24 protein-coding genes are annotated in these 20,295 nt (G+C 70.2%); 13 read left to right on the top strand and 11 right to left on the bottom strand.

Annotated features, from left to right (window positions below; translation table 11 throughout):
* Positions 1-39 precede the first annotated feature (39 nt).
* On the top strand, positions 40-717 hold the full coding sequence (locus ABT352_RS31400) for a DUF4230 domain-containing protein (protein ID WP_350948594.1): 678 nt from the start codon (positions 40-42) through the stop codon (positions 715-717).
* A 160-nt stretch (positions 718-877) separates the two neighbouring features.
* On the opposite strand, the gene meaB is transcribed toward ABT352_RS31400, so the two are convergent.
* Both meaB and ABT352_RS31390 read right to left on the bottom strand, forming a co-directional pair.
* Positions 878-1,822, bottom strand: a complete 945-nt coding sequence (meaB, locus tag ABT352_RS31395) for a methylmalonyl Co-A mutase-associated GTPase MeaB (RefSeq protein WP_350948593.1) — start codon at positions 1,820-1,822, stop codon at positions 878-880.
* On the bottom strand, positions 1,819-3,006 hold the full coding sequence (locus tag ABT352_RS31390) for an acetyl-CoA C-acetyltransferase (protein ID WP_350948592.1): 1,188 nt from the start codon (positions 3,004-3,006) through the stop codon (positions 1,819-1,821). Before ABT352_RS31390 ends, meaB begins: the two co-directional genes overlap by 4 nt.
* Before the next feature lie 83 nt (positions 3,007-3,089).
* On the opposite strand from ABT352_RS31390, the gene mce reads away from it, so the two are divergent.
* Together mce and ABT352_RS31380 are read left to right on the top strand one after the other, a co-directional pair.
* Positions 3,090-3,551, top strand: a complete 462-nt coding sequence (mce, locus tag ABT352_RS31385) for a methylmalonyl-CoA epimerase (protein ID WP_350948591.1) — start codon at positions 3,090-3,092, stop codon at positions 3,549-3,551.
* 157 nt (positions 3,552-3,708) lie between these two features.
* The gene (locus ABT352_RS31380; protein ID WP_350948590.1) at positions 3,709-4,992 is read left to right on the top strand and encodes a DivIVA domain-containing protein; all 1,284 of its coding nucleotides are present in this window, start codon (positions 3,709-3,711) and stop codon (positions 4,990-4,992) included.
* A 214-nt stretch (positions 4,993-5,206) separates the two neighbouring features.
* Here ABT352_RS31380 and ABT352_RS31375 read toward each other — a convergent pair whose 3' ends face one another.
* Both ABT352_RS31375 and ABT352_RS31370 read right to left on the bottom strand, forming a co-directional pair.
* Entirely contained in the window at positions 5,207-5,920 is a 714-nt protein-coding gene (locus ABT352_RS31375; RefSeq protein WP_350948589.1) for an alpha/beta hydrolase, read from the bottom strand.
* 173 nt (positions 5,921-6,093) lie between these two features.
* On the bottom strand, positions 6,094-6,543 hold the full coding sequence (locus ABT352_RS31370) for an Rv1322 family protein (RefSeq protein ID WP_502992909.1): 450 nt from the start codon (positions 6,541-6,543) through the stop codon (positions 6,094-6,096).
* 125 nt (positions 6,544-6,668) lie between these two features.
* Between ABT352_RS31370 and ABT352_RS31365 the strand changes: the two genes are divergently transcribed.
* From ABT352_RS31365 to nucS, 5 genes are all read left to right on the top strand, one after another.
* Positions 6,669-7,109 (top strand): hypothetical protein, encoded by a 441-nt coding sequence (locus tag ABT352_RS31365; protein WP_350948588.1) that lies wholly within the window; start codon positions 6,669-6,671, stop codon positions 7,107-7,109.
* Positions 7,106-7,510, top strand: a complete 405-nt coding sequence (locus ABT352_RS31360) for a winged helix-turn-helix domain-containing protein (protein WP_350948587.1) — start codon at positions 7,106-7,108, stop codon at positions 7,508-7,510. The genes ABT352_RS31365 and ABT352_RS31360 overlap by 4 nt, the downstream gene beginning before the upstream one ends.
* Positions 7,507-8,385 carry an ABC transporter ATP-binding protein gene (locus tag ABT352_RS31355; protein ID WP_350948586.1) on the top strand — a complete coding sequence of 293 codons (879 nt, stop codon included), beginning with the start codon at positions 7,507-7,509 and terminating at the stop codon, positions 8,383-8,385. The genes ABT352_RS31360 and ABT352_RS31355 overlap by 4 nt, the downstream gene beginning before the upstream one ends.
* Entirely contained in the window at positions 8,382-9,536 is a 1,155-nt protein-coding gene (locus ABT352_RS31350; protein ID WP_350948585.1) for an ABC transporter permease, read from the top strand. Before ABT352_RS31355 ends, ABT352_RS31350 begins: the two co-directional genes overlap by 4 nt.
* A gap of 135 nt (positions 9,537-9,671) precedes the next feature.
* A complete protein-coding gene (gene nucS / locus ABT352_RS31345; RefSeq protein ID WP_350948584.1) occupies positions 9,672-10,331 on the top strand; it encodes an endonuclease NucS in 660 nt (219 codons plus the stop codon).
* Between the two features lie 56 nt (positions 10,332-10,387).
* Here the strand turns inward: nucS and ABT352_RS31340 are convergent, their stop codons facing one another.
* Positions 10,388-10,558, bottom strand: coding sequence for a DUF397 domain-containing protein (locus ABT352_RS31340; protein WP_350948583.1), 171 nt, complete (start codon positions 10,556-10,558; stop codon positions 10,388-10,390).
* Positions 10,559-10,943: 385 nt separating this feature from the next.
* Between ABT352_RS31340 and ABT352_RS31335 the strand changes: the two genes are divergently transcribed.
* The 5 genes from ABT352_RS31335 (at position 10,944) to ABT352_RS31315 (ending at position 15,532) form a co-directional block, all read left to right on the top strand.
* On the top strand, positions 10,944-11,825 hold the full coding sequence (locus ABT352_RS31335) for an ABC transporter ATP-binding protein (protein WP_350948582.1): 882 nt from the start codon (positions 10,944-10,946) through the stop codon (positions 11,823-11,825).
* Positions 11,826-11,833: 8 nt separating this feature from the next.
* Positions 11,834-12,676, top strand: coding sequence for an ABC transporter permease (locus ABT352_RS31330; protein ID WP_350948581.1), 843 nt, complete (start codon positions 11,834-11,836; stop codon positions 12,674-12,676).
* Entirely contained in the window at positions 12,634-13,950 is a 1,317-nt protein-coding gene (locus ABT352_RS31325; protein ID WP_350948580.1) for a histidine kinase, read from the top strand. Before ABT352_RS31330 ends, ABT352_RS31325 begins: the two co-directional genes overlap by 43 nt.
* Before the next feature lie 3 nt (positions 13,951-13,953).
* On the top strand, positions 13,954-14,577 hold the full coding sequence (locus ABT352_RS31320; protein WP_350948579.1) for a response regulator: 624 nt from the start codon (positions 13,954-13,956) through the stop codon (positions 14,575-14,577).
* 349 nt (positions 14,578-14,926) lie between these two features.
* The gene (locus ABT352_RS31315) at positions 14,927-15,532 is read left to right on the top strand and encodes a TetR/AcrR family transcriptional regulator (protein WP_350948578.1); all 606 of its coding nucleotides are present in this window, start codon (positions 14,927-14,929) and stop codon (positions 15,530-15,532) included.
* Positions 15,533-15,652: 120 nt separating this feature from the next.
* Here ABT352_RS31315 and ABT352_RS31310 read toward each other — a convergent pair whose 3' ends face one another.
* The 6 genes from ABT352_RS31310 to ABT352_RS31285 all read right to left on the bottom strand — a co-directional run bounded on the left by ABT352_RS31310 (position 15,653) and on the right by ABT352_RS31285 (position 20,203).
* A complete protein-coding gene (locus tag ABT352_RS31310) occupies positions 15,653-15,970 on the bottom strand; it encodes an STAS domain-containing protein (RefSeq protein ID WP_350948577.1) in 318 nt (105 codons plus the stop codon).
* Positions 15,971-16,179: 209 nt separating this feature from the next.
* Complete coding sequence (locus ABT352_RS31305) at positions 16,180-16,773, bottom strand: response regulator (protein ID WP_350948605.1); 594 nt, start codon at positions 16,771-16,773, stop codon at positions 16,180-16,182.
* The gene (locus ABT352_RS31300; RefSeq protein WP_350948576.1) at positions 16,770-16,967 is read right to left on the bottom strand and encodes a hypothetical protein; all 198 of its coding nucleotides are present in this window, start codon (positions 16,965-16,967) and stop codon (positions 16,770-16,772) included. Before ABT352_RS31300 ends, ABT352_RS31305 begins: the two co-directional genes overlap by 4 nt.
* The gene (locus ABT352_RS31295; protein ID WP_350948575.1) at positions 16,964-18,244 is read right to left on the bottom strand and encodes a sensor histidine kinase; all 1,281 of its coding nucleotides are present in this window, start codon (positions 18,242-18,244) and stop codon (positions 16,964-16,966) included. The genes ABT352_RS31300 and ABT352_RS31295 overlap by 4 nt, the downstream gene beginning before the upstream one ends.
* A 40-nt stretch (positions 18,245-18,284) precedes the next feature.
* The gene (locus ABT352_RS31290) at positions 18,285-19,082 is read right to left on the bottom strand and encodes an ABC transporter permease (RefSeq protein WP_350948604.1); all 798 of its coding nucleotides are present in this window, start codon (positions 19,080-19,082) and stop codon (positions 18,285-18,287) included.
* 2 nt (positions 19,083-19,084) lie between these two features.
* On the bottom strand, positions 19,085-20,203 hold the full coding sequence (locus tag ABT352_RS31285) for an ABC transporter ATP-binding protein (protein WP_350948574.1): 1,119 nt from the start codon (positions 20,201-20,203) through the stop codon (positions 19,085-19,087).
* Positions 20,204-20,295 lie beyond the last annotated feature (92 nt).

Here is a 20,295-nt window from a genome sequence, read left to right as displayed (position 1 = left end):
TCCGCGTGAGAAGGTCACCGTGCGGGGAAGGAAAGCGCCGTGAAAGCCTCCCAAGAAGCTCCGCCCGCGGCGCCCCCTACGGCGCGCCGCGGGCGTTTCTGGCGTTTTCTCGCCGGGCTGCTCGTCGTCGTGATCCTTCTCGTCGTCGGCGCACGCCTCGCCTGGTCGTGGCTGAACCCGTTCGGTGAGGAGACGATCGACCGCAGCCAGCCCGTGCTGCTGGAGTCCATCCACAACCTCAGCCGCTTCGAGGCCGCCACCGGCAACTTCCAGGTCGTGGTGGACCTGGAGAAGGACGCGGCCTTCCTGCCCGACGCGATCAAGGGCAGCAGGACCCTCTTCGTCGGTGCCGGCGGTGTCGACGCCTACGTCGACTTCGGCGGCATCGCCGGCAACGCCCTCACGGTCTCCCCCGACCGCACCGAGGTCACGGTGAAGCTGCCCCGCGCCCAGCTGGAGAAGCCGAACATCGACAACAAGCGCTCGTACGTCTACGCCCAGCAGCGCGGTCTCTTCGACCGGGTCGAGGATCTGCTGTCCTCCTCCCCCGCCGACCAGCGGGAGCTCTACATGCTCGCCGAGAAGAAGATCGCCGAGGCCGCCCAGGCCAGCGACCTGCGCAACCGGGCCGACCAGAACACCAAGATCATGCTTGAGGGCCTGCTGAAGGGACTCGGCTTCGAGAAGGTCACCGTCAAGTTCGCCGACGAGACCTGAGCCCCGGAGCCGTGATCTCGATCCCCCGGATCGGGCATGTGCCACGGCCGCCGGATCGCGGGGCCCCAAGGACGAGGTTCGGACCACGGGATCCGAAGTCCGGATCGCGGTCCCGCGCGGCTCGGTAACCGTTTCGGTGCCCGAGGCGCGCGGGTCTCGCTCAGCCCGTGGCGGCCAGGAGCTCGTCCGCCGCGGTGTAGGGGTCGAGTTCTGAGTCCAGGACGCGGGTGGCGAGGGCGTCGAGGCGCCGGTCGCCGTGCAGGTGGGCGAAGCGGGAGCGCAGGGTGGTGAGGGCGATCGCCTCGATCTCGTCCCTCGCCCTGGCGTGACGGCGCCGGACGAGCTCCCCCGACGCCTCCAGATAGGCCAGGTGGTCGCCGAGGGCGTCGACCACCTCCTCGCCTCCCTCACCTCTGGAGGCCACGGTCGGTACGATCGGCGGCCTCCAGGGCCGCTCGACCAGGGCGATCATGTTGCGGAGCTCGCGGACGGTGGCCTGGGTGCCCTCGCGGTCGGCCTTGTTCACCACGAACACGTCGGCGATCTCCAGGATGCCCGCCTTCGCCGCCTGGATGCCGTCGCCCATCCCCGGGGCGAGCAACACGACGGTGGTGTCGGCGAGCGAGGCGATGTCGACCTCCGCCTGCCCGACCCCGACGGTCTCGACGAGGATGACCTCGCAACCGGCCGCCTCCAGGACACGCAGCGCCTGAGGCGTGGCCCACGACAGCCCTCCCAGGTGGCCCCGGCTCGCCATCGACCTGATGAACACGTCCGGGTCGGTGGCGTGGTCCTGCATCCTGACCCGGTCGCCCAGCAGCGCCCCGCCGGTGAACGGTGAGGACGGGTCGACTGCGAGCACGCCGACCCGCATGCCCCGCTTGCGGAACGCGTGGACCAGCATTCCGGTCGAGGTGGACTTGCCGACGCCGGGAGAGCCGGTGAGCCCGATGATCCGTGCCCGGTACGGCCGGTCGGCGCAGAGCAGCTCGGTGATCTCCCGCAACCTCGGGGAGCCGTTCTCGACCATGGAGATCAGCCGGGCCACGGCCCGCGGCCTTCCCTGGCGCGCCATCGCGACCAGGTCGGAGACCTCCGCGATCATGCCGAGGGTACGCGGATGATCAGGGCGTCGCCCTGCCCGCCGCCACCGCAGAGCCCCGCCGCCCCGAGGCCGCCGCCCCTGCGCCTGAGCTCGTGGGCGAGGGTGAGGACGATGCGGGCGCCGGAGGCGCCGATCGGGTGGCCGACGGCGATGCCGCCGCCGTTGACGTTGACCCTGTCGAGGGGAACGCCGAGTTCCCTCGCCGACTGGAGGACGACCTGCGCGAAGGCCTCGTTGATCTCCAGCAGGTCGAGGTCGGCGACCTCCAGGCCCTGCTTCGCGAGAGCGTGCCCGATCGCGTTGGCCGGCTGGGACTGGAGCGAGTTGTCGGGTCCGGCGACGTTGCCGTGCGCGCCGATCTCGGCCAGCCAGTCGAGGCCGAGCTCCTCGGCCTTGGCCTTGGACATCACGACCACCGCGCAGGCACCGTCGGAGATCTGCGAGGCCGATCCGGCGGTGATCGTGCCGTCCTTGGCGAACGCGGGCCGCAGCCGCGACAGAACCTCGACGGTGGTGTCGCCGCGCACCCCCTCGTCGGCGGAGAAGACCACCGGCTCGCCCTTGCGCTGCGGGATGGACACCGGCACGATCTCGTCGTCGAGCGTCCCGTTCTTGATCGCGGCGGCGGCGAGTCCGTGGGATCGCGCGGAGTATTCGTCCTGCTCCTCGCGGGTCAGGCCGAGGCGCGCGTTGTGCCGCTCGGTGGACTCGCCCATGGCCACCTGATCGTAGGCGTCGGTGAGGCCGTCGTAGGCCATCGAGTCGACGATGTCCGCGGAGCCGTACTTGACGCCCCTGCGCAGGCCGGGCAGCAGGTGCGGGGCGTTCGACATGGACTCCATGCCGCCCGCGACCACGATGTCGAACTCGCCGGCGCGGATGAGCTGGTCGGCCAGGGCGATGGCGTCCAGGCCGGAGAGACATACCTTGTTGATCGTCAGGGACGGCACGGTCATCGGGATGCCCGCCTTGACGGCGGCCTGGCGGGAGGGGACCTGACCGGCACCCGCCTGGAGCACCTGCCCCATGATCACGTACTGCACGGCGTCGGGAGCGACGCCGGAACGCTCCAGCGCGGCCTTGATGGCGATGCCGCCGAGCTCGGCGGCCGACAGGCCGGACAGCGAACCGAGCAGCCGTCCGATGGGGGTACGAGCTCCGGCGACGATGACGGAACCAGACATAAGTGGGGCCTCCCTGACGGGACTTGGAGCGACTTTGCCACCATACCCATGAGTACATCGGCGACCCCATGGAGGATGGCCCCATGTTCATGCGCATCGATCATGTAGGAATCGCCTGCCACGACCTTGAGGAGAAGATCGCTTTTTTCGAGCAGACCTTCGAGCTCACGGTGGTGGCCCGCGAGGTGAACATCGAGCAGGGAGTGAAGGAGGCGATGCTGCGCATCGCCGACGGCGAAGGCGGTGGATCGTATATCCAGCTTCTCGAACCGCTCGGCCCCGACACGCCGGTCGGCAAATTTCTCGCGAAGCGCGGGGAAGGTGTCCATCATGTCGCCTTCGGCGTCCCGGATGTCGTGCAGGCGATGGACAAGATCGGCGGCAAGGGGGTCCGGCTGCTCGACGAGCGACCGCGCCACGGCTCCATGGACTCTTCCATCGCCTTTCTTCACCCCAAAGACGTCGGGGGAATGCTCACCGAACTCGTACAGGCCCCGGAAAGGCACGCCAAGCCCACCCCGAATGCAAGAAACGCTGATACGTAACAAGTCGCGCATAAAGTCGGACGAGACCGCCAACTCGGCAACGGCGGAGTACGCTGGCGTACCACCGGACGTGGATCCCGCCCCGGCTCCCGCTTCGGATGCCTGAAACTCCCGTCCGGCCCGTGTAGCCGTCTCGACAACCCAGGATCGAGCCTCCATGCAGTCCGACATCGATGCCCAGCTCAACAATTTCTTTGAAGACGCCCCCGCTCGGGAATTCGACGTGGTGCTTCGTGGCTATGACCGGCACCAGGTCCACGACCATCTGAAGCAGCTCGACGGCGAGCTCCGGCAGTCCCGGGAGCAGCTCCAGGGCCTGCAGCGGGAGCTGTCCGACTCACAACGTCAGCTCCAGGAGCAGGAGCGACCGACCTACTCCGGGCTCGGCGCCCGGATCGAGCAGCTCCTCCGCCTGGCGGAGGAGCAGGCGACCGAGCTGGTCCAGGCCGCGAGGGCCGAGGCGAACGAGATCAAGGCGGCGTCCAAGGTCGAGGCCGCCGACCTGCGCGCCGCCGCGGAGAACGAGGCGGCCGAGAAGCGCGCCCTCGCCACCCGCGAAGCCGACGAGATGCGCACCAGCGCGGAGCGCGATGCCGAGGAGATCCGCTCGACCGCCCGCCGCGAGGCCGACGAGCTGACCGCCACCACCGAGCGCGAGGTCTCCAAGCTGCGCGCCACCGCCGACCACGAGGTGGCGGAGAAGCGCGCCGACTCCGAGCGCGAGATCGCCAAGCTGCGCACCACCACCGAGCGCGAGGTGGCCCAGCTGCGCGCCTCGACCAAGCGCGAGCGCGACGAGGTCCTCACCACCGCCAAGCGCCAGGCCGACGAGATGCGCGCCCAGGCCCAGCGGGTGCTTGAGGAGTCCGAGGCGAAGCGGGCACAGGACGAGGCGGAGTTCGAGATCCAGCTCGCCGCCCGGCGCGAGGAGGCCGAGCGCCAGGAGGCCGAGCGCCACGCCAACGCGCAGGCCGCGGCCCAGCAGCTGACCGCCACCGCCGAGCAGCGCGCGGCCACCGCCGAGCAGCGCGCCACCAAGGCCACGCAGCAGGCCGAGCAGACCCGTCGCGAGGCCGACACGCACGCCAAGCAGTTGCTGGCCAACGCGCGCAAGAACGCCGACCAGGTCGTCTCCGAGGCCAAGGCGAGCGCCGACTCCATCGTCTCCGAGGCCAAGGCGGAGGCCGAGCGCAGCCGCACGGTCGCCCAGCGCCAGGTCGACGAGCTGACCCGCCAGCGCGACAGCATCACCAGCCACCTCGCGCAGCTGCGCCAGCTGCTCGGCGGCGCACCGCTCCCGGCCGCCGACCCGGAGCCCGCGATCGCCGCGGCACCGCCGAAGCCGGCCATCCCCGCCGCCGCCAACGGCGCCGAGAAGCCGGTTCCCGCGCCCGCGAGGACCGAGACGAAGGACGACGACGCGGAGTGGTGGCAGGAATAGGCGGCCGCTGACTCCGGGGCGTTCGCGACGGCTACGGGGAGAGAGCCCGGCGACCTGCACGGTCGCCGGGCTCTCTTCCTGTCTCGTCTCTTCTCACCGCCCGGATCACGCGGGCGTTCCGGCGGGCCCGGAGATCAGGACTTCGTGGTGCCCCGGCCTCGACGAACGGCGTACGCGACAATGATCTCGTCGGACGACCCAACCGGACAGGCTCCTACGATCCGGGAACCTCGGTGGGCAGGGGGTGGGCCGCCGGATTCACCCGCTGGACGATCTGGTCGAGGACGACGCGCACGTACGGCTCGCCGACCCACAGGTGCTTGGCGTCGTCCACCCCGACGACCTCGGCCTGGGGCACCCTGGCGAAGCGTTCACGGGCCTGTTCGGGACGCAGGTAGTCGTCGAACTCCGGGATCAGCGCGATCAGCGGCCGCCCGAACTCCGCCCACGCGTCGAGGTCGGCGTCGGTGGCCCGGTGCAGCGGCGGGGAGAGCAGGATCGCCCCCTCCACCAGCGGGTCGTGCCCCCACTTGAGCGCCAGTTCGGTGCCGAAGGACCAGCCGAGCAGCCAGACCCGGGGCAGGTCGTGGAAGTCGGCGTACTCCAGGGCCGCGGCGACGTCCATGCGTTCGTCCTCGCCGGCGCCGAAGGCTCCCTGGGAGGTGCCCCGCTCCGAGGTGGTGCCGCGCGTGTTGAAGCGCAGCACGGCCAGGTCGGCGAGGGCGGGCAGCCGGTTGGCGGCCTTCTTGTAGACGTGGCTGTCCATCATGCCGCCATGGGTGGGCAGCGGATGCAGGCAGACCAGCGTGGCCACCGGGGGCCGGTCGGCGGGCAGGGCGAGCTCACCGACGAGTGTCAGACCGTCGCCGGTGTGCAACTCGATCGGCTCCCTGCGCGCGGGCAACACCGTAGAGGCCCGAATCTCCATGTCTCTCCTCGAATCCGCCCTGCCGGCCCGCGTCGGAGCCGGTCGTGGCCGGTGATGGCCGGTCGTTGTCAGTGGTGGGTCAGTGGTGGCCGGCCCGCGTCTGCGCCGGTCGTGGCCGATGGTGGCCGGTGATGGCCGGTCGTTGTCGGTGATGGCCGGTCCGCGTGCGCCGGTCAGTATCTGCTTCTGCCGGGTCCGCGCCTGACCCGGTTGCGCCAGCACGCGGTGTGCCAGTGCCTGCGCTCGTCCTCCCCGCCCGGCCAGGCGGGCCAGCTGACCAGATGTGGCAGTCCTGGCCTGATCTCCTGATCGCATCCGGGGCAGCGGTAGACCTTGTCCGCCGCGCCACCGGTGACCCGGCGCACCTGCCAGTCACCGTCGGGCCACTCCTCGGTACGGTCGACGCCGGGCACGGAACCCCCGACGGGACGGGCGAGGCCCCGCTTGCCGCCCCGATCGAAGGGGTCGGCGCGGCGGGCCTTGCGGGGGCTCACGAGCCCGTCGCGCCGAGGCCGGCCATCACGGTCCTTCCGGCCGCCCGCGCCGCCCGACAAGTGCTCGTCATCGCTCTCCCACCCCGCCCACCGGGTCGCCCACCTGGCGAACCGCCACTCCGGCGTCACAACAGTCTCCCAGAGAGGTACCGGCTACCCCAAAAGCCGGGCAGGTAGCCAAAGAGCGGACAGAAAGTACTTGAATCGGAGTTGAGTAACCAGTAGCGTTTGAGAACATGAGCGGAGGAGGAGTCGTGAAGGACGAGCTGACACCTGAGGACGCCCTGCGCCGGATCGACGAGGTCGGCCGGCGCACCCGGCGACCGGCGCGCCTCGCCGGCCTGCTCTACGTGATCGTGGGCGTTGGCACGATCGTCTACTGGCCCGTCATGTTCCTCGGCCCCGGCTGGTCCAGAAACACGGCCGCGGCGGCGTGGCTCGTCCTCACCGTCCTGTTCGTCGGATATCTCGGCGGCATGAGGGTTCAGGACCCGGAGGTCGCCTGGGCCAACAAGGCGACGGGGCCCGTGACGATCTCGTACGTCGCCCTGGTCTTGTCCGTGTTCGTGTTCGGCGCGTTCCTGCGCCCCGACGACCCCGGCGTGGCCTGGAGCGCGGCGCTGATCGCGCTGTCGGTCTGCGCGAGCGTCCCGATCTTCTACGCGGCCTGGCGTGTGCTGCGGGTGGAGCGGTGAGCGAGACCCACAGCGCGCGTGAGGCGGGACACCCGGGCCCGGCGGACGACGGCGCGGGCAGGGCGACGCGCGGCGCCGGGAGCGCCGCGGGCGGCACGGGCTCACACCCTCGGCACGGCCTCGACGACGTCATCCACGCGCCCGTCCGGCTGTCGATCATGGCCGCGCTCTCGGTCACCGACAAGGCCGAGTTCCGCTTCCTGCGCGACACGATCGAGGTCAGCGACTCGTTGCTCTCCAAGCACGTCATCACCCTGGAGGAGGCCGGCTACGTGAGCGTGGAGAAGGCCTTCGTGGGTAAGCGCCCGCGCACCTGGCTCGCCATCACCGATGAGGGCCGCCAGGCGTTTCATGACTACGTCTCCGTGTTGAGACGTCTCACCGAGGGATCCCCCCAATGATCGAGATAGACGACCTGCACAAGCGGTACGGCGACAAGGTCGCCCTGGGCGGCGTGACGTTCTCCGTGAAACCCGGCGAGATGTTCGGCTTCGTCGGGGCCAACGGGGCGGGCAAGACCACCACGATGCGCATCCTGATGGGCGTGCTGACCGCCGACTCGGGCTCCGTGCGCCGCGACGGCAGGGCGCTGACGTTCGACGACCGGCGCCGGTTCGGCTACATGCCGGAGGAGCGCGGTCTGTACCAGAAGATGAAGGTCGCCGAGCAGGTCGAATACTTCGGCAGGCTCAGCGGACTGACCGCGAGCGGGGCGAAGAAGGCCACCGGCGACCTGCTCGAACGTCTCTCGCTCACCGAGCGCGCGAACGACGCGGTGGACGCGCTCTCCCTGGGCAACCAGCAGCGCGTGCAGCTCGCGGTGGCACTGGTGCACGATCCCGAGGCGCTCGTCCTCGACGAGCCCTTCTCCGGGCTCGACCCGCTCGCCGTCGACTCGCTCGCCGAGGTGCTCGCCGAGCGGCGCGCCGCGGGCGTTCCCGTGCTCTTCTCCAGTCACCAGCTGGACCTCGTCGAACGGCTCTGCGACTCGGTCGGCATCATCTCCTCCGGTCGCATGGTGGCGAGCGGAACGGTCGAGGAGCTGCGCGACCGTGAGGGACGCGGCCTGCTCAGGGTGGTCGTCAGGGACGCCTCCCCCGGCTGGGCCACCTCCCTGCCGGGAGAGGTCGTCGAGAAGGGCGACGAGGTCCTCGTCGCGGGCGTCGACGGCGACGACCAGGAGATCCTGCGCCTCGCGGCCAAGGCCGGAAGAGTCGAGCACTTCGGGTGGCAGCGCCCCACACTCACCGAGATCTTCAGGGAGGCCGTAGCGTGAACGGGTTGTGGCTGGTCGCACGGCGGGAGATCGTCACGCGCGGCCGTACGAAGGCGTTCGTCATCGGGCTCGTGGTCAGTGCCGTGCTGGTCGCGGCACTGGCGTTCCTGCCCAGGCTCTTCTCCGGACCCGACTCCTACACCGTGGGGCTCGCCGGAGCGCAGTCGCAGGCGCTGCGGCCGGCCCTGACCGGCGCGGCCAAGGACGTGGAGCTCACCGTCAGGGAGTTCCCCGACGAGGCCGCCGCGAGCGCCGCGGTCACCGCGGGCGACGTCGACGCCGCCGTGGTGGACGGCCGCAAGGTGCTCGCCGACGGCGAGGTGGACCGCGACCTCGGTCTGCTGCTGGAGAGCGCGAACCAGGCCGCCCAGACCGAGAGGCGGCTGGGCGAGGCGGGCCTGGACCCGGCCAAGGTGGCGGAGGCGATGCGGGTCGCCCCTCTGGAGCAGGTCTCCATCGGAGCCGACACCCGCTACGCGGGCGTGCGGGTGGGCATCGCGTCCCTGCTGGTCATGGTGCTGTTCTTCCTGCTCATCTACTCCTCCATGTACGTCGCCATGGGCGTGGTCGAGGAGAAGGGCAGCCGGATCGTGGAGATCCTGCTCACCTCGGTCCGTCCCTGGCAGCTGCTCGGCGGCAAGATCGTGGGGCTGGGCGCGCTCGCGCTCGCCAACATGGTCGTGATCATCGTGGCCGGTCTCGGCGCGGCGGCGGCGACCGGTCTCGCGGCCGACCTGCCCCCGGGGATGACGGGCATCGTGGTCAGCGCGCTGTTCTGGTTCGTCCTCGGATACGCCTTCTTCGCCGCGATGGCGGCGGCGCTCGGATCTCTGGTGTCCAGGCAGGAGGACGCGAACAGCGTCCTCACCCCGATGACGATGCTCATGATGGTCACCTACCTGGTGGCCTACTTCGCGGCGGTCCAGCCGAGCAGCCCGGTGGCCAGGATCCTCTCGCTGGTGCCGCCGTTCTCCTCGATGGTCATGCCGGTCCGGATGGCCGGAGGCGAGGTGTTCGCCTGGGAGATCGCCCTGGCGGCGGTCCTGATGCTCCTCGCGACGGTGGGCACCCTCATGCTCGGCGCCCGCATCTACAGCCGCGCGGTCCTGCGTACGGGCGCCCGCGTCAAGCTCTCCGAGGCGGTGCGCTGACCTCTCGGCGTGACTCCCCGCCCGTACGACTCCCGTACGAGCGGGGAGTCACGCCCCAACCGCCGGCGGCCCGCCGGCGGGCCGTCCGGATGGATCACGGGGACCGGGGTCCCCGCGGGCCGATAGGGTTCGGTCATGCGTCTGGTCATAGCTCGGTGCAGCGTGGATTACGTCGGGAAACTCACCGCCCATCTTCCGATGGCACCCCGGCTCATTCTCATCAAGGCCGACAGCAGCGTCTCGATCCATGCCGACGACCGGGCCTTCAAGCCGCTGAACTGGATGAACCCGCCGTGCAAGCTCCGCGAGGAGGAGGGCACCTGGACGGTGACCCACGGCAAGACCGGCGAGAAGCTCGTCCTCACCATGGAGGAGATCATCCACGACACCAGCCACGAGCTGGGCGTGGACCCGGGCCTGATCAAGGACGGGGTCGAGGCCCACCTGCAGGAGCTGCTCGCCGAGCACATCACCACCCTGGGCGCGGGCTGGACGCTCGTCCGCCGCGAATACATGACGGCGATCGGCCCCGTCGACATTCTCTGCCGCGACCACACGGGCGCGTCCGTCGCCGTGGAGCTCAAGCGCCGCGCCGGCATCGACGCCGTGGAACAGCTCACCCGCTATCTGGAGCTGATGAACCGCGACCCCCTGCTCGCCCCGGTCTCCGGAATCCTCGCCGCCCAGAGCATCGCGCCCCAGGCCAAGACCCTGGCCGAGGACAGAGGCATCCGCTGCGTCACCCTCGACTACGACGAGCTGCGCGGCATCGAACGCGAGGACACCCTGTTCTGACGAGCTGAGTGCCGCCGAGGCCCGGAGGAGGCGTGCGAAACGGAATCCGACGGCTGTCACGGCACGCAGAGCTCCCCGCCCGGGAACGCCGACCACTTTTTGGGTGCGAAGTCCAGGGCGAGGCCGTTCGGATCCTCGCCGTCGCGCACGGCGACGACACCGGCCGGGTTTCCGCGCCACCTCGACGCGGGCACCACCCTGGCCATTACCGCGCGCTCTCGCGCCATTCGGCACCCGACGGGGTCACCGGTCGATCATTGATCGACATTTCCGCCTCCCTTCTTCCCAGTCCGCCACTCAAGCTCGGCCACCCTTTTCGCGACAGGCGTTACTGAATTCTCGACGAGCAATGCGACTGCCGGAAAACAGCCGAATATCAGTGGTTATCCCGCACCTTCTGAATCGCTCTTCAAATACGGTGTGCCGGTGGCACGCTCGATGTGCACCACGTCCGGATCATCCGGCCTGAGACCGAACGCATGAAGCGGCCGTCCGTCGCGGCACGCCGCCGATCGAGAGAGAAACGACGGGCCCCGTGTCCTCCGTTCGGTGGACACGGGGCTCCGTCGAACGTCGGTACCGCGAGAACCGCGTGGACGCGACGCTTGGCACATGGACACAGCGGTAAGAGTGAGAGGTCTGACCAAGCGCTACGGCGACGTTCAGGCCGTCGCAGGAGTCGATCTCGACATCCGCGCGGGCGAGGTGTTCGCGATCCTCGGCCCGAACGGGGCGGGGAAGTCCACCATGGTGGAGATCATGGAGGGGCACCGCTCCAGGGACGCCGGGGAGGTGAGCGTCCTGGGGGTCGACCCCGGCAGGCCCACCCGCGCGTGGCGCTCACGGATCGGCATCGTGCTGCAGACGGCCAACGACGTGGCCGAGGCGACCGTGCGGGAGACCGTACGGCATTTTGCAGGCTACTACCCCGGCGCCAAGAACCCGGACGAGGTGATCGAGCAGGTCGGGCTCACCGAGAAGGCCGACCAGCGCATCCGGAAGCTCTCGGGCGGGCAGCGGCGCCGGGTGGACGTCGCGCTCGGGGTGATCGGCGATCCGGAGCTGCTCTTCCTGGACGAGCCGACCACCGGGTTCGACCCGGAGGCTCGCAGGCGGTTCTGGGAGCTGATCGAGAGCCTGGCCCGCGACGGCACCACGATCGTGCTGACCACCCACTACCTGGACGAGGCCGAGGCGCTCGCCGACCGGGTGGCGGTGGTCGCCGGGGGGCGGATCGTGGCCGAGGGCGAGCCGAAGACGCTGGGCGGCAGGGCCGCCGGCAAGGCACTGGTGAGCTGGTCCGACGCGGGTGAGCGCCACTTCCTGGAGACGGACACGCCGACCAGGACCGTGCTGGAGCTGACCCGTCGCTTCGACGGAGAGGTCCCCGAACTGGCCGTGACCCGTCCCACCCTGGAGGACGTCTACCTCCGCCTCATCGAGCCCCCCGCCCGACCGTCTCCCGTACGAGCGCGAACCGATCCCCCGAGGTGACCGACCAGATGAGCCAGACCCTTGCCCGCCCCTCCGCCCCGGCGTCATCCGTCGGGCAACCTTCCGTGATGCGACTGGGGCTGTCACGGACGGTCGTCGAGAACAGGATGTTCTTTCGCGAGCGAGACGCGGTGATCTTCAGTTTCGCCTTCCCGATCATCATATTGGTGATCTTCGGGTCGATCTTCTCCGGTGAGATGGAGGGGACCGGCCTCACCGTCTCCCAGCTGTATGTGGCCGGGCTCATCGGGACCGCCGCGATGACGGGGTTCCAGAACCTCGGGATCAACATCGCGGTGGACCGCGACGACGGCACGCTCAAACGGCTGGCGGGCACCCCGCTGCCGCGCACCTCCTACTTCATCGGCAAGGCCCTCAACACCCTGTTCGTCTCCTTCCTGCAGGTCGTCATCCTGCTCGCGATCGGGGTCGCGCTGTTCGGCCTGAAGCTGCCGTCGGAGACGTTCCGGTGGGTGACCTTCGCCTGGGTGTTCGTGCTCGGCGTGGCCGGCTCGGCCCTGCTCGGTGTCGCGATCAGCAGCCTGCCCCGGTCGGCCAAGAGCGCCTCCGCGGTGATCGCGATGCCGTTCGTGGTGCTGCAGTTCATCTCCGGGGTGTTCATCCCCATCGGACAGCTGCCGTCCTGGCTGGTGAACATCGCCTCGCTCTTCCCGCTCAAGTGGATGTGCCAGGGGTTCCGGTCGGTCTTCATGGGGGACGCCGGTGCCACACTTGAAGTCGCGAACTCGTACGAACTCAACCGGGTCGCCCTGGTCCTGGGAGCCTGGGCGGTCGGAGGACTGGTGCTGTGCCTGATGACGTTCCGCTGGAAGAGCCGCCGAGACGGGTGAGTCTCGCCGACCGCACCGAGCCCTCCGCCCGAAGGACCGAACCGCACGCGTGGGAGTCGCTGCGCGGCTGGGAGTTGCTTCTGGCCTTCGGGCTCCTCCTGCCCACCTCGACCGCGTTCGTCATCGACGTGCCCGTGCGCGAGAAGGTGATCGTGGCGAGCTGCCTGGGCGCGATCCTGCCGCTCTATGTCCTGTTCGGCCGTCCGGCGATCATCCGCGGTGACCGGCTGCGGGGGGCGGTCTACATCGGTCTGTTGATCGCGCTGTTCACTCCCCCGGGACTCACCGCGTCGTACGCGACCTACGCCCTGTTCGGGCTCTGCCCGCAGTGTTTCATGGTCTTCCCCGCCAGGCGGGCGATGATCGCCGTGACCGCGCTGAACCTCCCCGCGATGATCCGCTACCTGTTCCTGGTCGAGGGAGCGGAGCCGTTCAACTTCCTGGTGGCCGCCACGATCGTCGTCGTCTTCTCCGCCACGTTCGGCATCTGGATGGAGCGGATCACCCGGCAGAGCGAGGAGCGGGCCGCGCTCATCGAGGAGTTGGAGAGCAGCCGGGCGAAGGTGTCCACGCTCTCGGCCGAGCGCGGGGCGCAGGCGGAGCGCGAACGGCTCGCCGGGGAGATCCATGACACCCTGGCTCAGGGGTTCACCAGCATCATCATGCTGCTCCAGGCGGCCGAGGCGCAGCCCGACCCGTCCCGCCACCTGGCGTTGGCCATGCGGACGGCGCGGGAGAACCTCACCGAGGCCCGCCTGCTGGTCACCACGCTGAGCCCGGCGCCGCTGGACGGCTCGACCCTGGACGAGGCGCTGCGGCGGCTGACGAACCGCTTCGGCGAGGAGACGAACCTGTCCGCCGGATTCGAGGCGTACGGAAGGTCCCGGCCGCTGAGCGCTTCGGCCGAGGTGGTGCTCGTCCGCGCCGCCCAGGAAGGGCTGGCCAACGTGCGCAAGCACGCGGACGCGGCGTCCGTCGCGGTCTCGATCGCCTACCGGGACGGCTCCGTACGGCTGGGGTTACGCGACGACGGACGCGGTTTCGAGCCGTCCGGCGGCGAGGGGTACGGCCTGCGGGGCATGCGCGCCCGCGTCGAGCAGGTCGGCGGCACCCTCACCGTGAAGGCACTCCCCGGCGAGGGGACGGTGCTTGAGGTGGTCGTCCCCACCGACCGGCCCGTCCTCACCGCCGACGACTCTCCGGAACGGCCCGCTCCCCCCACCGACCGAACCGGCCGGAGCGACGGCACCGGCCGTCCCGACCAGGAGGGGTGACACATGCTTCGCGTGATGATCGTCGACGATCACCCGGTGGTCCGCGAGGGCCTTCGGGGGATGCTGGAGGCCGACTCCGGGATCACGGTGGTGGGCGAGGCGGCCTCAGGGGACGAGGCCGTCGTACGGGCAGCGGAGCTCACCCCGGATGTGATCCTGATGGACCTGCGTATGCCGGACGGGGACGGGGTGAGCGCCACCTCGCGTATCCTCACCGGACGGCCGGAGAGCCGGGTGATCGTGCTGACCACCTACGAGACCGACGCCGACATCGTCCGGGCGGTCGAGGCCGGCGCGGCGGGCTATCTACTGAAGGACACCTCCAGGGCCGACCTGCTCGCCGCGATCCGCTCGGCGGCGCGCGGGGAGACCGTCCTGTCGCCGTCGGTGGCGACCAGGCTGGTCACCCGGATGCGGGCTCCGGTGACCGAGTCGCTGTCGCCGCGTGAGACGGAGGTGCTCTCCCTGGTGGCCAGGGGGCTGACCAACGCGGAGATCGGCAGGGCCCTGTTCATCGGCGAGACCACGGTCAAGACCCATCTGCTGCGCGTCTTCGGCAAGCTCGGCGTCTCCGACCGCACCGCCGCCGTGACCACGGCCCTGGACCGGGGCCTGCTCACTCGCTAGGCGGTCGCCCACCGGGACCGGCGCCACCCCGGCCGCTCTTCCGAGGTTGGCTTCGCTCTTGAGGCCGAGCGGCCTTCGAACAGAACGGTGCCCCGAGGTTCACGACCCGGAGCCGGACTTTCCCGCGCCGCCCGCGACGAATCCCCCCCATTCCGCCGCGGCCGAAAACACCTTGACCGACTACTCAGACATGTCACCTTCTTACACGGATAATGCAAGAAATAACATAGCGACTCTTCCACAAAAAGGATCTTGCACCCATAATGGTTGATTCCGGGGGCCAGAGCCATGAGGTGGAAGTGATAAAGCGAGTATCTGTCAACCTCGCACTGATCTGTGGGAGCTTGACATGAATGGACGGTCCTACCGGGGAATGTCAGCGGAGGAGCGACTTGAGGAGCGCCGGGAGCGTCTGATCTCCGCGGCGTACACCCTCTTCTCCGACCCCGGATTCCCCGAAACGACGATCGAGAGGTTGTGTGCCGAGGCACGTATCTCCAACCGCGCATTCTACGAGTGCTTCTCAGGACGCGAGGAGCTGATGCAGACCGTGTACACCCGATGCGTGCGCGAGACGCTGGAGTCGATGTCGAAAGCGATCGAGCAGGCCCCCGACACCCTGGCCGACCGGGTCAGGACGGGAATCACCAGCTATATCAGCTTCGTCACCGAAGACAGGCGTCGCGCGCAGATCATGCATCTGGAGGTCCGCCGGGCGGGCGACTGCCTCCTCACCTCCAGGCAGTCGGCCGTCGCGGCCCTCACCAGGACGATCGAGTCGAACGTCGCCGACATGCCGGAGGCGACGAAGGCCAACCAGCACCTCCTCGCGCTGGGGATGATCGGGGCGATCCAGGAACTGCTCATCGAGTGGGTCCTGGCCGACGACCCACCTCCGGTCGCCAGGCTCATCGACACCGCCACGCACATCTTCCACAGGTCCTTCGTGACCTGATCGCGGCGTAACACAGCGGTGTACGACAGCGGTGTGACACGAGGGCGGGCCCGCCGTGCCCGTCCTCCGACATCGTGCTCCGGTGCCGCCGGACTCCCCCAACTCCGGCGACCTTCCGGATCAGGCCACCGCGGCCACCGGAAGCTCGACGGTGAGGACCCGGTTGAGCCGGGTCACCGCCAGCACCCGCATGACCCTGGGCGGCACCCTCCGCAGGATGAGGCGGCGTTCCGCGCTCACAGCGCGGCGATGCGTGCCCACCAGCACCCCGAGACCGGTGGCGTCGATCATTTCCAACCCGGAAAGATCTACGATCAGGTCGCCCCGCCCCGAGTCGACCGCCTCGTGCAGTCGCGGGCGCACCCGGGCCACGGTTCCCACGTCGAGACGATTCCCGACGCCGACCACCTGAGCCCGGGGGTTACCAGAGACGCGCATGCCTCCTCCTCACGCCCGGCCACGGAGAAACCGGCCCGGCACCACGGCGACGCGTCACCCGCCGACTGGTCACGCATCGCGTTCATCCGATGTCACCGCGCGGAAGAAGGTCGTCACTCCTACCAGAAGGTGCGAACCTCCCTCGTCCCTGACGTCGATCTTCCGGCGAACACGGGAGTCCCTTGCCCGATTCGAAGGAGAAAACGCGTTTAAAGCCAACCTTTTTGTTGGGCGGCCCGGATCGCGGTGATCCGGTTGGTCGCGCCCAGCTTGGTGATGGCGCTGGACAGGTAGTTGCGTACGGTGCCCTGGGTGAGGTGGAGCGCGACGGCGATCTCGGCGACCGAGGCGCCCTGCGCGGCCAGCTCCAGAGAGCCGCGCTCGCGCTCGGTGAGAGGGTTCTCCCCCGCCATCATCGCCGAGGCGGCCATCTCCGGGTCGAGATAGCGCCCACCCGCGTGGACCTTGCGGATCGCCGTCGCCAGTTCGTCGGCGGAGGCGTCCTTGGGGACGAAGCCGCGCACCCCTGCCGCGAGCGCCCGCCGCAGGTATCCGGGCCGCCCGAAGCTGGTCAGCATCAGCACCGCGTGGCCCCGCAGCGTCTCGGCGACGCTCAGCCCGTCCATCCCCGGCATCTCGATGTCCAGCACGACCACATCGGGCCGGTGCTCCAGCACGGCCGCCGCCACCAGGTCTCCCCTCGCCACCTCCGCCACCACCTCGATGTCCGGCTCCAGGCCGAGCAGGGTGGCGATCGCCTTCCTGACCAGGTGCTCGTCGTCGGCGAGCAGTGTCCGGATCACCATGCCTCCTCTGCCCGACAGCCCGGCACGGCGAGACGGCCCGCCTCGCCCCGACCACTCACCCCGCCGGAACGGCCCACCTCGACCGGACCGCTCACCCCACCGGGACGCCCCACCTCGACCGGACAGCCCCGCACGGCGAGACGGTACGAGACGGTGGGACGGCCCGGCACGACGGCCATCGTCTGGATCATCGTTCTCCCTCCAGCGGGATCGTCGCCCGCAGCCTGAACGTCCCGGGACCGCCCGGGCCCGTCGTGACGGTCCCGCCGATGGCGGCGACCCGCTCCGAGAGCCCGAGGAGGCCGGTACCACCCCGGCCGTCCACCCCGTCGCCACCCCCGTCCTCGTCCACCCCGTCGTTGGTCATCTCCAGCACGGCATCTCCCCCGCGGAGGGTGATCGTGATACGGCACCGAGTGGCGGAGCTGTGCCGCAGCACGTTGGTGGTGCCCTCCCTCACCACCCAGGCCAGCAGGGTGGCCGTCCCCTCGGGCACCTGTTCGCGCGGTGTCTCCAGGGTGCAGCGGATGTCGCCCGCCTCCAGCACCGCGGTCATCGCGCGCAGCTCGGCGGTGAGGTCGACCGTCCGGTAGCCGCGTACCACCCCGCGGATCTCCTTGAGCGTCTGCCGCGCGAGGGTCCTCACCTCGTCCATCTCCCTCGCCGCCCGCCCGGCGTCCACCCCCGACAGCTTGGAGGCCACCTCGCTCTTGACGGCGATCGCGGAGAGGCTGTGCCCGACCAGATCGTGCAGGTCGCGGGAGAAGCGGAGCCGCTCCTCGGTGACGGCGAGCCTGGCCCGCGCCTCCTTGCCCTCCTCCGCGGCCCTGAACAGCTGCCAGAACCAGAGCTGGAACCGGTTCGACCACGGCGCCGCCGCGGCCACCCCGAGGTAGGCGCCGATGCCGGGCAGGGAACTCTCCTCGTACGGTGCCGCGAGCACCTCGGCGATCCCCTCTCCCGGCCACGCGAGGAACAGTCCGGCGGCGGTCGCCGCGACGGCGGCGACGATCGTGGCGGACCTGCCGAGCAGCAGCGCGGCGCCCGACACCCACGCCGGACCGAGCAGCCCCCAGGACCAGGGACCGCCGTCCTGGGTCAGCATGAGGGCCACCGCGACCACGGCCGAGGCGACGATCTCGCCTCGCGCGCCGGTTCCGTCCAGGGCCGCTCTGAGGATCCTCAGGTACAGGAGGCTGAAGATCACCAGACCCGGTATCCCGACGGTCAGCAGCGAGGGCCTGCCTCCCCCGTCCTCGTTCGCCAGCTCGGCGAGAGGGCTGATCCAGGCGAGGACGAGGCCCATGGTGAGGGAGAAGACGGTCATCCGGCGGAGCCGCTGGACGGACGAGCGCCGCCTTCTCGCGGAAAGCCCGGAAGGGGCGGCGGGAACGGCGGGGGCGGCGGGGGCGGCGGGAACACGGTGCGTGGAGAACGCGAAGGGGACGAGGCGCGCGAGGCGCCTCATCCCTTGTCTCGCGAAGTCGGCCGGCATCTCGTTATGCACGTTAGCCGTGCCGAGGTTCCCAGCGGAACAGCCATCGGGCCAGCAGCCCGGCCACCGCGATCCAGGCCAGCAGGATCGCGAACGAGGGCAGCGCGGCCACCCACTGCCCGCCCGTGCTCAGCGCCTCGCCGCCCCCGGAGATGTGGTCACCGCCCAGGAAGGCGGTACGCGCGATCTCCACGATCGGAGTCGCGGGAAGCAGGGCGGCGACGTGGCCCAGCACACCGGGCAGAGTATCCGCGGGGAACGCGATCGGGGCGCCGACCAGCACGAGCAGGAGCACCGGCAGCACCGTGACCTGGGCGAGTTCGGCGTTCGGCGTGAGGCCGGAGAAGGCGGCGGCGAGCAGGCAGAACAGCGCGACTCCCAGGACGGCGACGGTCACGAGCATCGGCACGTTCGCCGGCGTGACCCCCTCGGCCCGCCGCATCCAGACGGCCAGAAGCGCCACCTGGGCGAGATAGAGCACGAGTGCCCCGAGGGCGCCGCCACCGAGGATCGCCGGCCCCGACGGCTGGCTCGCGCGCAGCCGCTTGAGCACCAGTTCCTCACGCCGGGCGGTGAAGGAGTTCACCAGGTTGACGAAGACCGCGAACACCAGCAGCACCCCTGGCAGCCCGGCCAGGACGAAAAGCCTCCCGGCCACGCCGTCGATCTTCTCGGCGCCGACCGCCTGGGTGTACAGCCAGGCCATCAGGAGCGGCAGCAGGAGCACGTTGAACAGGACCGTGGTGTTCCTGCTCACCAGGGTGAGATCGATCCTCGCGAGCCTGATCGCGTGCAGCACGTCGGTTCTCATGGTCACTCGCCCCTTCTCGCCGGTCCTGCCGCCACCGGCCCGCCGCCGGCCCGCCGATCCGTACCGTCGTCTCCGGCGTCCCCGGCCGGCGACGCCTCCCCTGCCACCCGCAGGAAGACGTCCTCCAGGGTTCCCCGGCGTACGGCCAGCCGTTCCAGGGTCTCGCCCCGCGCGTCGGCCCAGTCCAGCAGCAGCCGGACCGCCGCGTGCGCGCGGGCCGCCGCCCGCGCGCCGGTCAGGGTGTAGGCGACCCCCGTATCGCCCGTGTCGCCGCCGTAGGTCAGTACGGGGGATACGCCGTCCAGCGGGGGCAGTTCGCCGAAGGTCCAGGAGATGCCGGGAAGGCGGAAGGAGATCCGGTCGCCGGAGCCGGCCACCACCTCCTCGACGGTGCCCTGGAGGTGGATCCGGCCCTCGTGCATGATGGCCAGCCGGTTGGCGAGGCGCTCGGCCTCCTCCAGGTAGTGGGTGGTGAGCAGCACCGTGGTGCCCCCCGCCCGCAGGTCCTCGATCACCTTCCAGGTGGCGCGACGCGCCTCGGGGTCCATGCCGGTGGTCGGCTCGTCCAGGAAGAGCACCTCCGGCCGGGAGATCACCGCCAGTGCGAGGTCGAGCCTGCGCCGCTGGCCGCCGGAGAGCTGCCGGACCCTGGTCCTCGCCTTCCTGGCCAGCCCCGCCGCCTCCAGTGCGTCCATGGTCCCCGGATCCGTGCCCCTGCGCCGGCCGGGAAGGGAGAACGTCCTCGCGGAGGCGGCGGTACGGCCCGTGTCGCGGCTCAGCCCCTCCCACAGGCCGACGGTCTCCGCGACCGTGAGGTCACCGAGGAAGCCGCCCTCCTGCAGCATGATCCCCACCCGGGGCCGCAGCGTCCGGCGCTGCCTGACCGGGTCGAGCCCGAGCACCCGGACGCTGCCGTCGGTGGGGGCCCTGAAACCCTCCAGGACCTCCACGGTGGTGGTCTTGCCTGCGCCGTTCGTGCCGAGCAGGGCGAACAACTCGCCCCTCGGGACGTCGAAGGAGACGCCGCGCACCGCCTCGAAGTCGCCGTACGCCTGCCGGAGCCCGCCGACCTCGATCACACTGTCGAGGCCCGGCGGATCCGTCACCTGTGGTGTTCTCATGACGACAATCGTCGTCGTCCGGCATTTGACCAGGTAGTCGTGGATATCACCGGAAAACGGTGATCTTTACGGTGTTCCGGGTGACAAATGTC

This window comes from Streptosporangium sp. NPDC000563 (assembly GCF_040299985.1).
Classification (GTDB): domain Bacteria; phylum Actinomycetota; class Actinomycetes; order Streptosporangiales; family Streptosporangiaceae; genus Streptosporangium.
The sequence above is the reverse complement of the archived record's forward strand: the minus strand, read 5'-3'. Positions and strand labels throughout refer to the sequence as shown.

Excerpts from the sequence above, each read along its gene's own strand:
- ABT352_RS31300 (WP_350948576.1), bottom strand. The coding sequence starts at position 16,967 with ATGATCCAGACGATGGCCGTCGTGCCGGGCCGTCCCACCGTCTCGTAC.
- ABT352_RS31320 (WP_350948579.1), top strand. The coding sequence starts at position 13,954 with ATGCTTCGCGTGATGATCGTCGACGATCACCCGGTGGTCCGCGAGGGC.
- ABT352_RS31390 (WP_350948592.1), bottom strand. The coding sequence starts at position 3,006 with ATGTCTGGTTCCGTCATCGTCGCCGGAGCTCGTACCCCCATCGGACGG.
- ABT352_RS31295 (WP_350948575.1), bottom strand. The coding sequence starts at position 18,244 with ATGAGGCGCCTCGCGCGCCTCGTCCCCTTCGCGTTCTCCACGCACCGT.
- mce (WP_350948591.1), top strand. The coding sequence starts at position 3,090 with ATGTTCATGCGCATCGATCATGTAGGAATCGCCTGCCACGACCTTGAG.
- ABT352_RS31315 (WP_350948578.1), top strand. The coding sequence starts at position 14,927 with ATGAATGGACGGTCCTACCGGGGAATGTCAGCGGAGGAGCGACTTGAG.
- ABT352_RS31375 (WP_350948589.1), bottom strand. The coding sequence starts at position 5,920 with ATGGAGATTCGGGCCTCTACGGTGTTGCCCGCGCGCAGGGAGCCGATC.
- ABT352_RS31340 (WP_350948583.1), bottom strand. The coding sequence starts at position 10,558 with ATGGCGCGAGAGCGCGCGGTAATGGCCAGGGTGGTGCCCGCGTCGAGG.
- ABT352_RS31330 (WP_350948581.1), top strand. The coding sequence starts at position 11,834 with ATGAGCCAGACCCTTGCCCGCCCCTCCGCCCCGGCGTCATCCGTCGGG.
- ABT352_RS31380 (WP_350948590.1), top strand. The coding sequence starts at position 3,709 with ATGCAGTCCGACATCGATGCCCAGCTCAACAATTTCTTTGAAGACGCC.
- ABT352_RS31285 (WP_350948574.1), bottom strand. The coding sequence starts at position 20,203 with ATGAGAACACCACAGGTGACGGATCCGCCGGGCCTCGACAGTGTGATC.
- ABT352_RS31310 (WP_350948577.1), bottom strand. The coding sequence starts at position 15,970 with ATGCGCGTCTCTGGTAACCCCCGGGCTCAGGTGGTCGGCGTCGGGAAT.
- nucS (WP_350948584.1), top strand. The coding sequence starts at position 9,672 with ATGCGTCTGGTCATAGCTCGGTGCAGCGTGGATTACGTCGGGAAACTC.
- ABT352_RS31335 (WP_350948582.1), top strand. The coding sequence starts at position 10,944 with ATGGACACAGCGGTAAGAGTGAGAGGTCTGACCAAGCGCTACGGCGAC.
- ABT352_RS31355 (WP_350948586.1), top strand. The coding sequence starts at position 7,507 with ATGATCGAGATAGACGACCTGCACAAGCGGTACGGCGACAAGGTCGCC.
- meaB (WP_350948593.1), bottom strand. The coding sequence starts at position 1,822 with ATGATCGCGGAGGTCTCCGACCTGGTCGCGATGGCGCGCCAGGGAAGG.
- ABT352_RS31290 (WP_350948604.1), bottom strand. The coding sequence starts at position 19,082 with ATGAGAACCGACGTGCTGCACGCGATCAGGCTCGCGAGGATCGATCTC.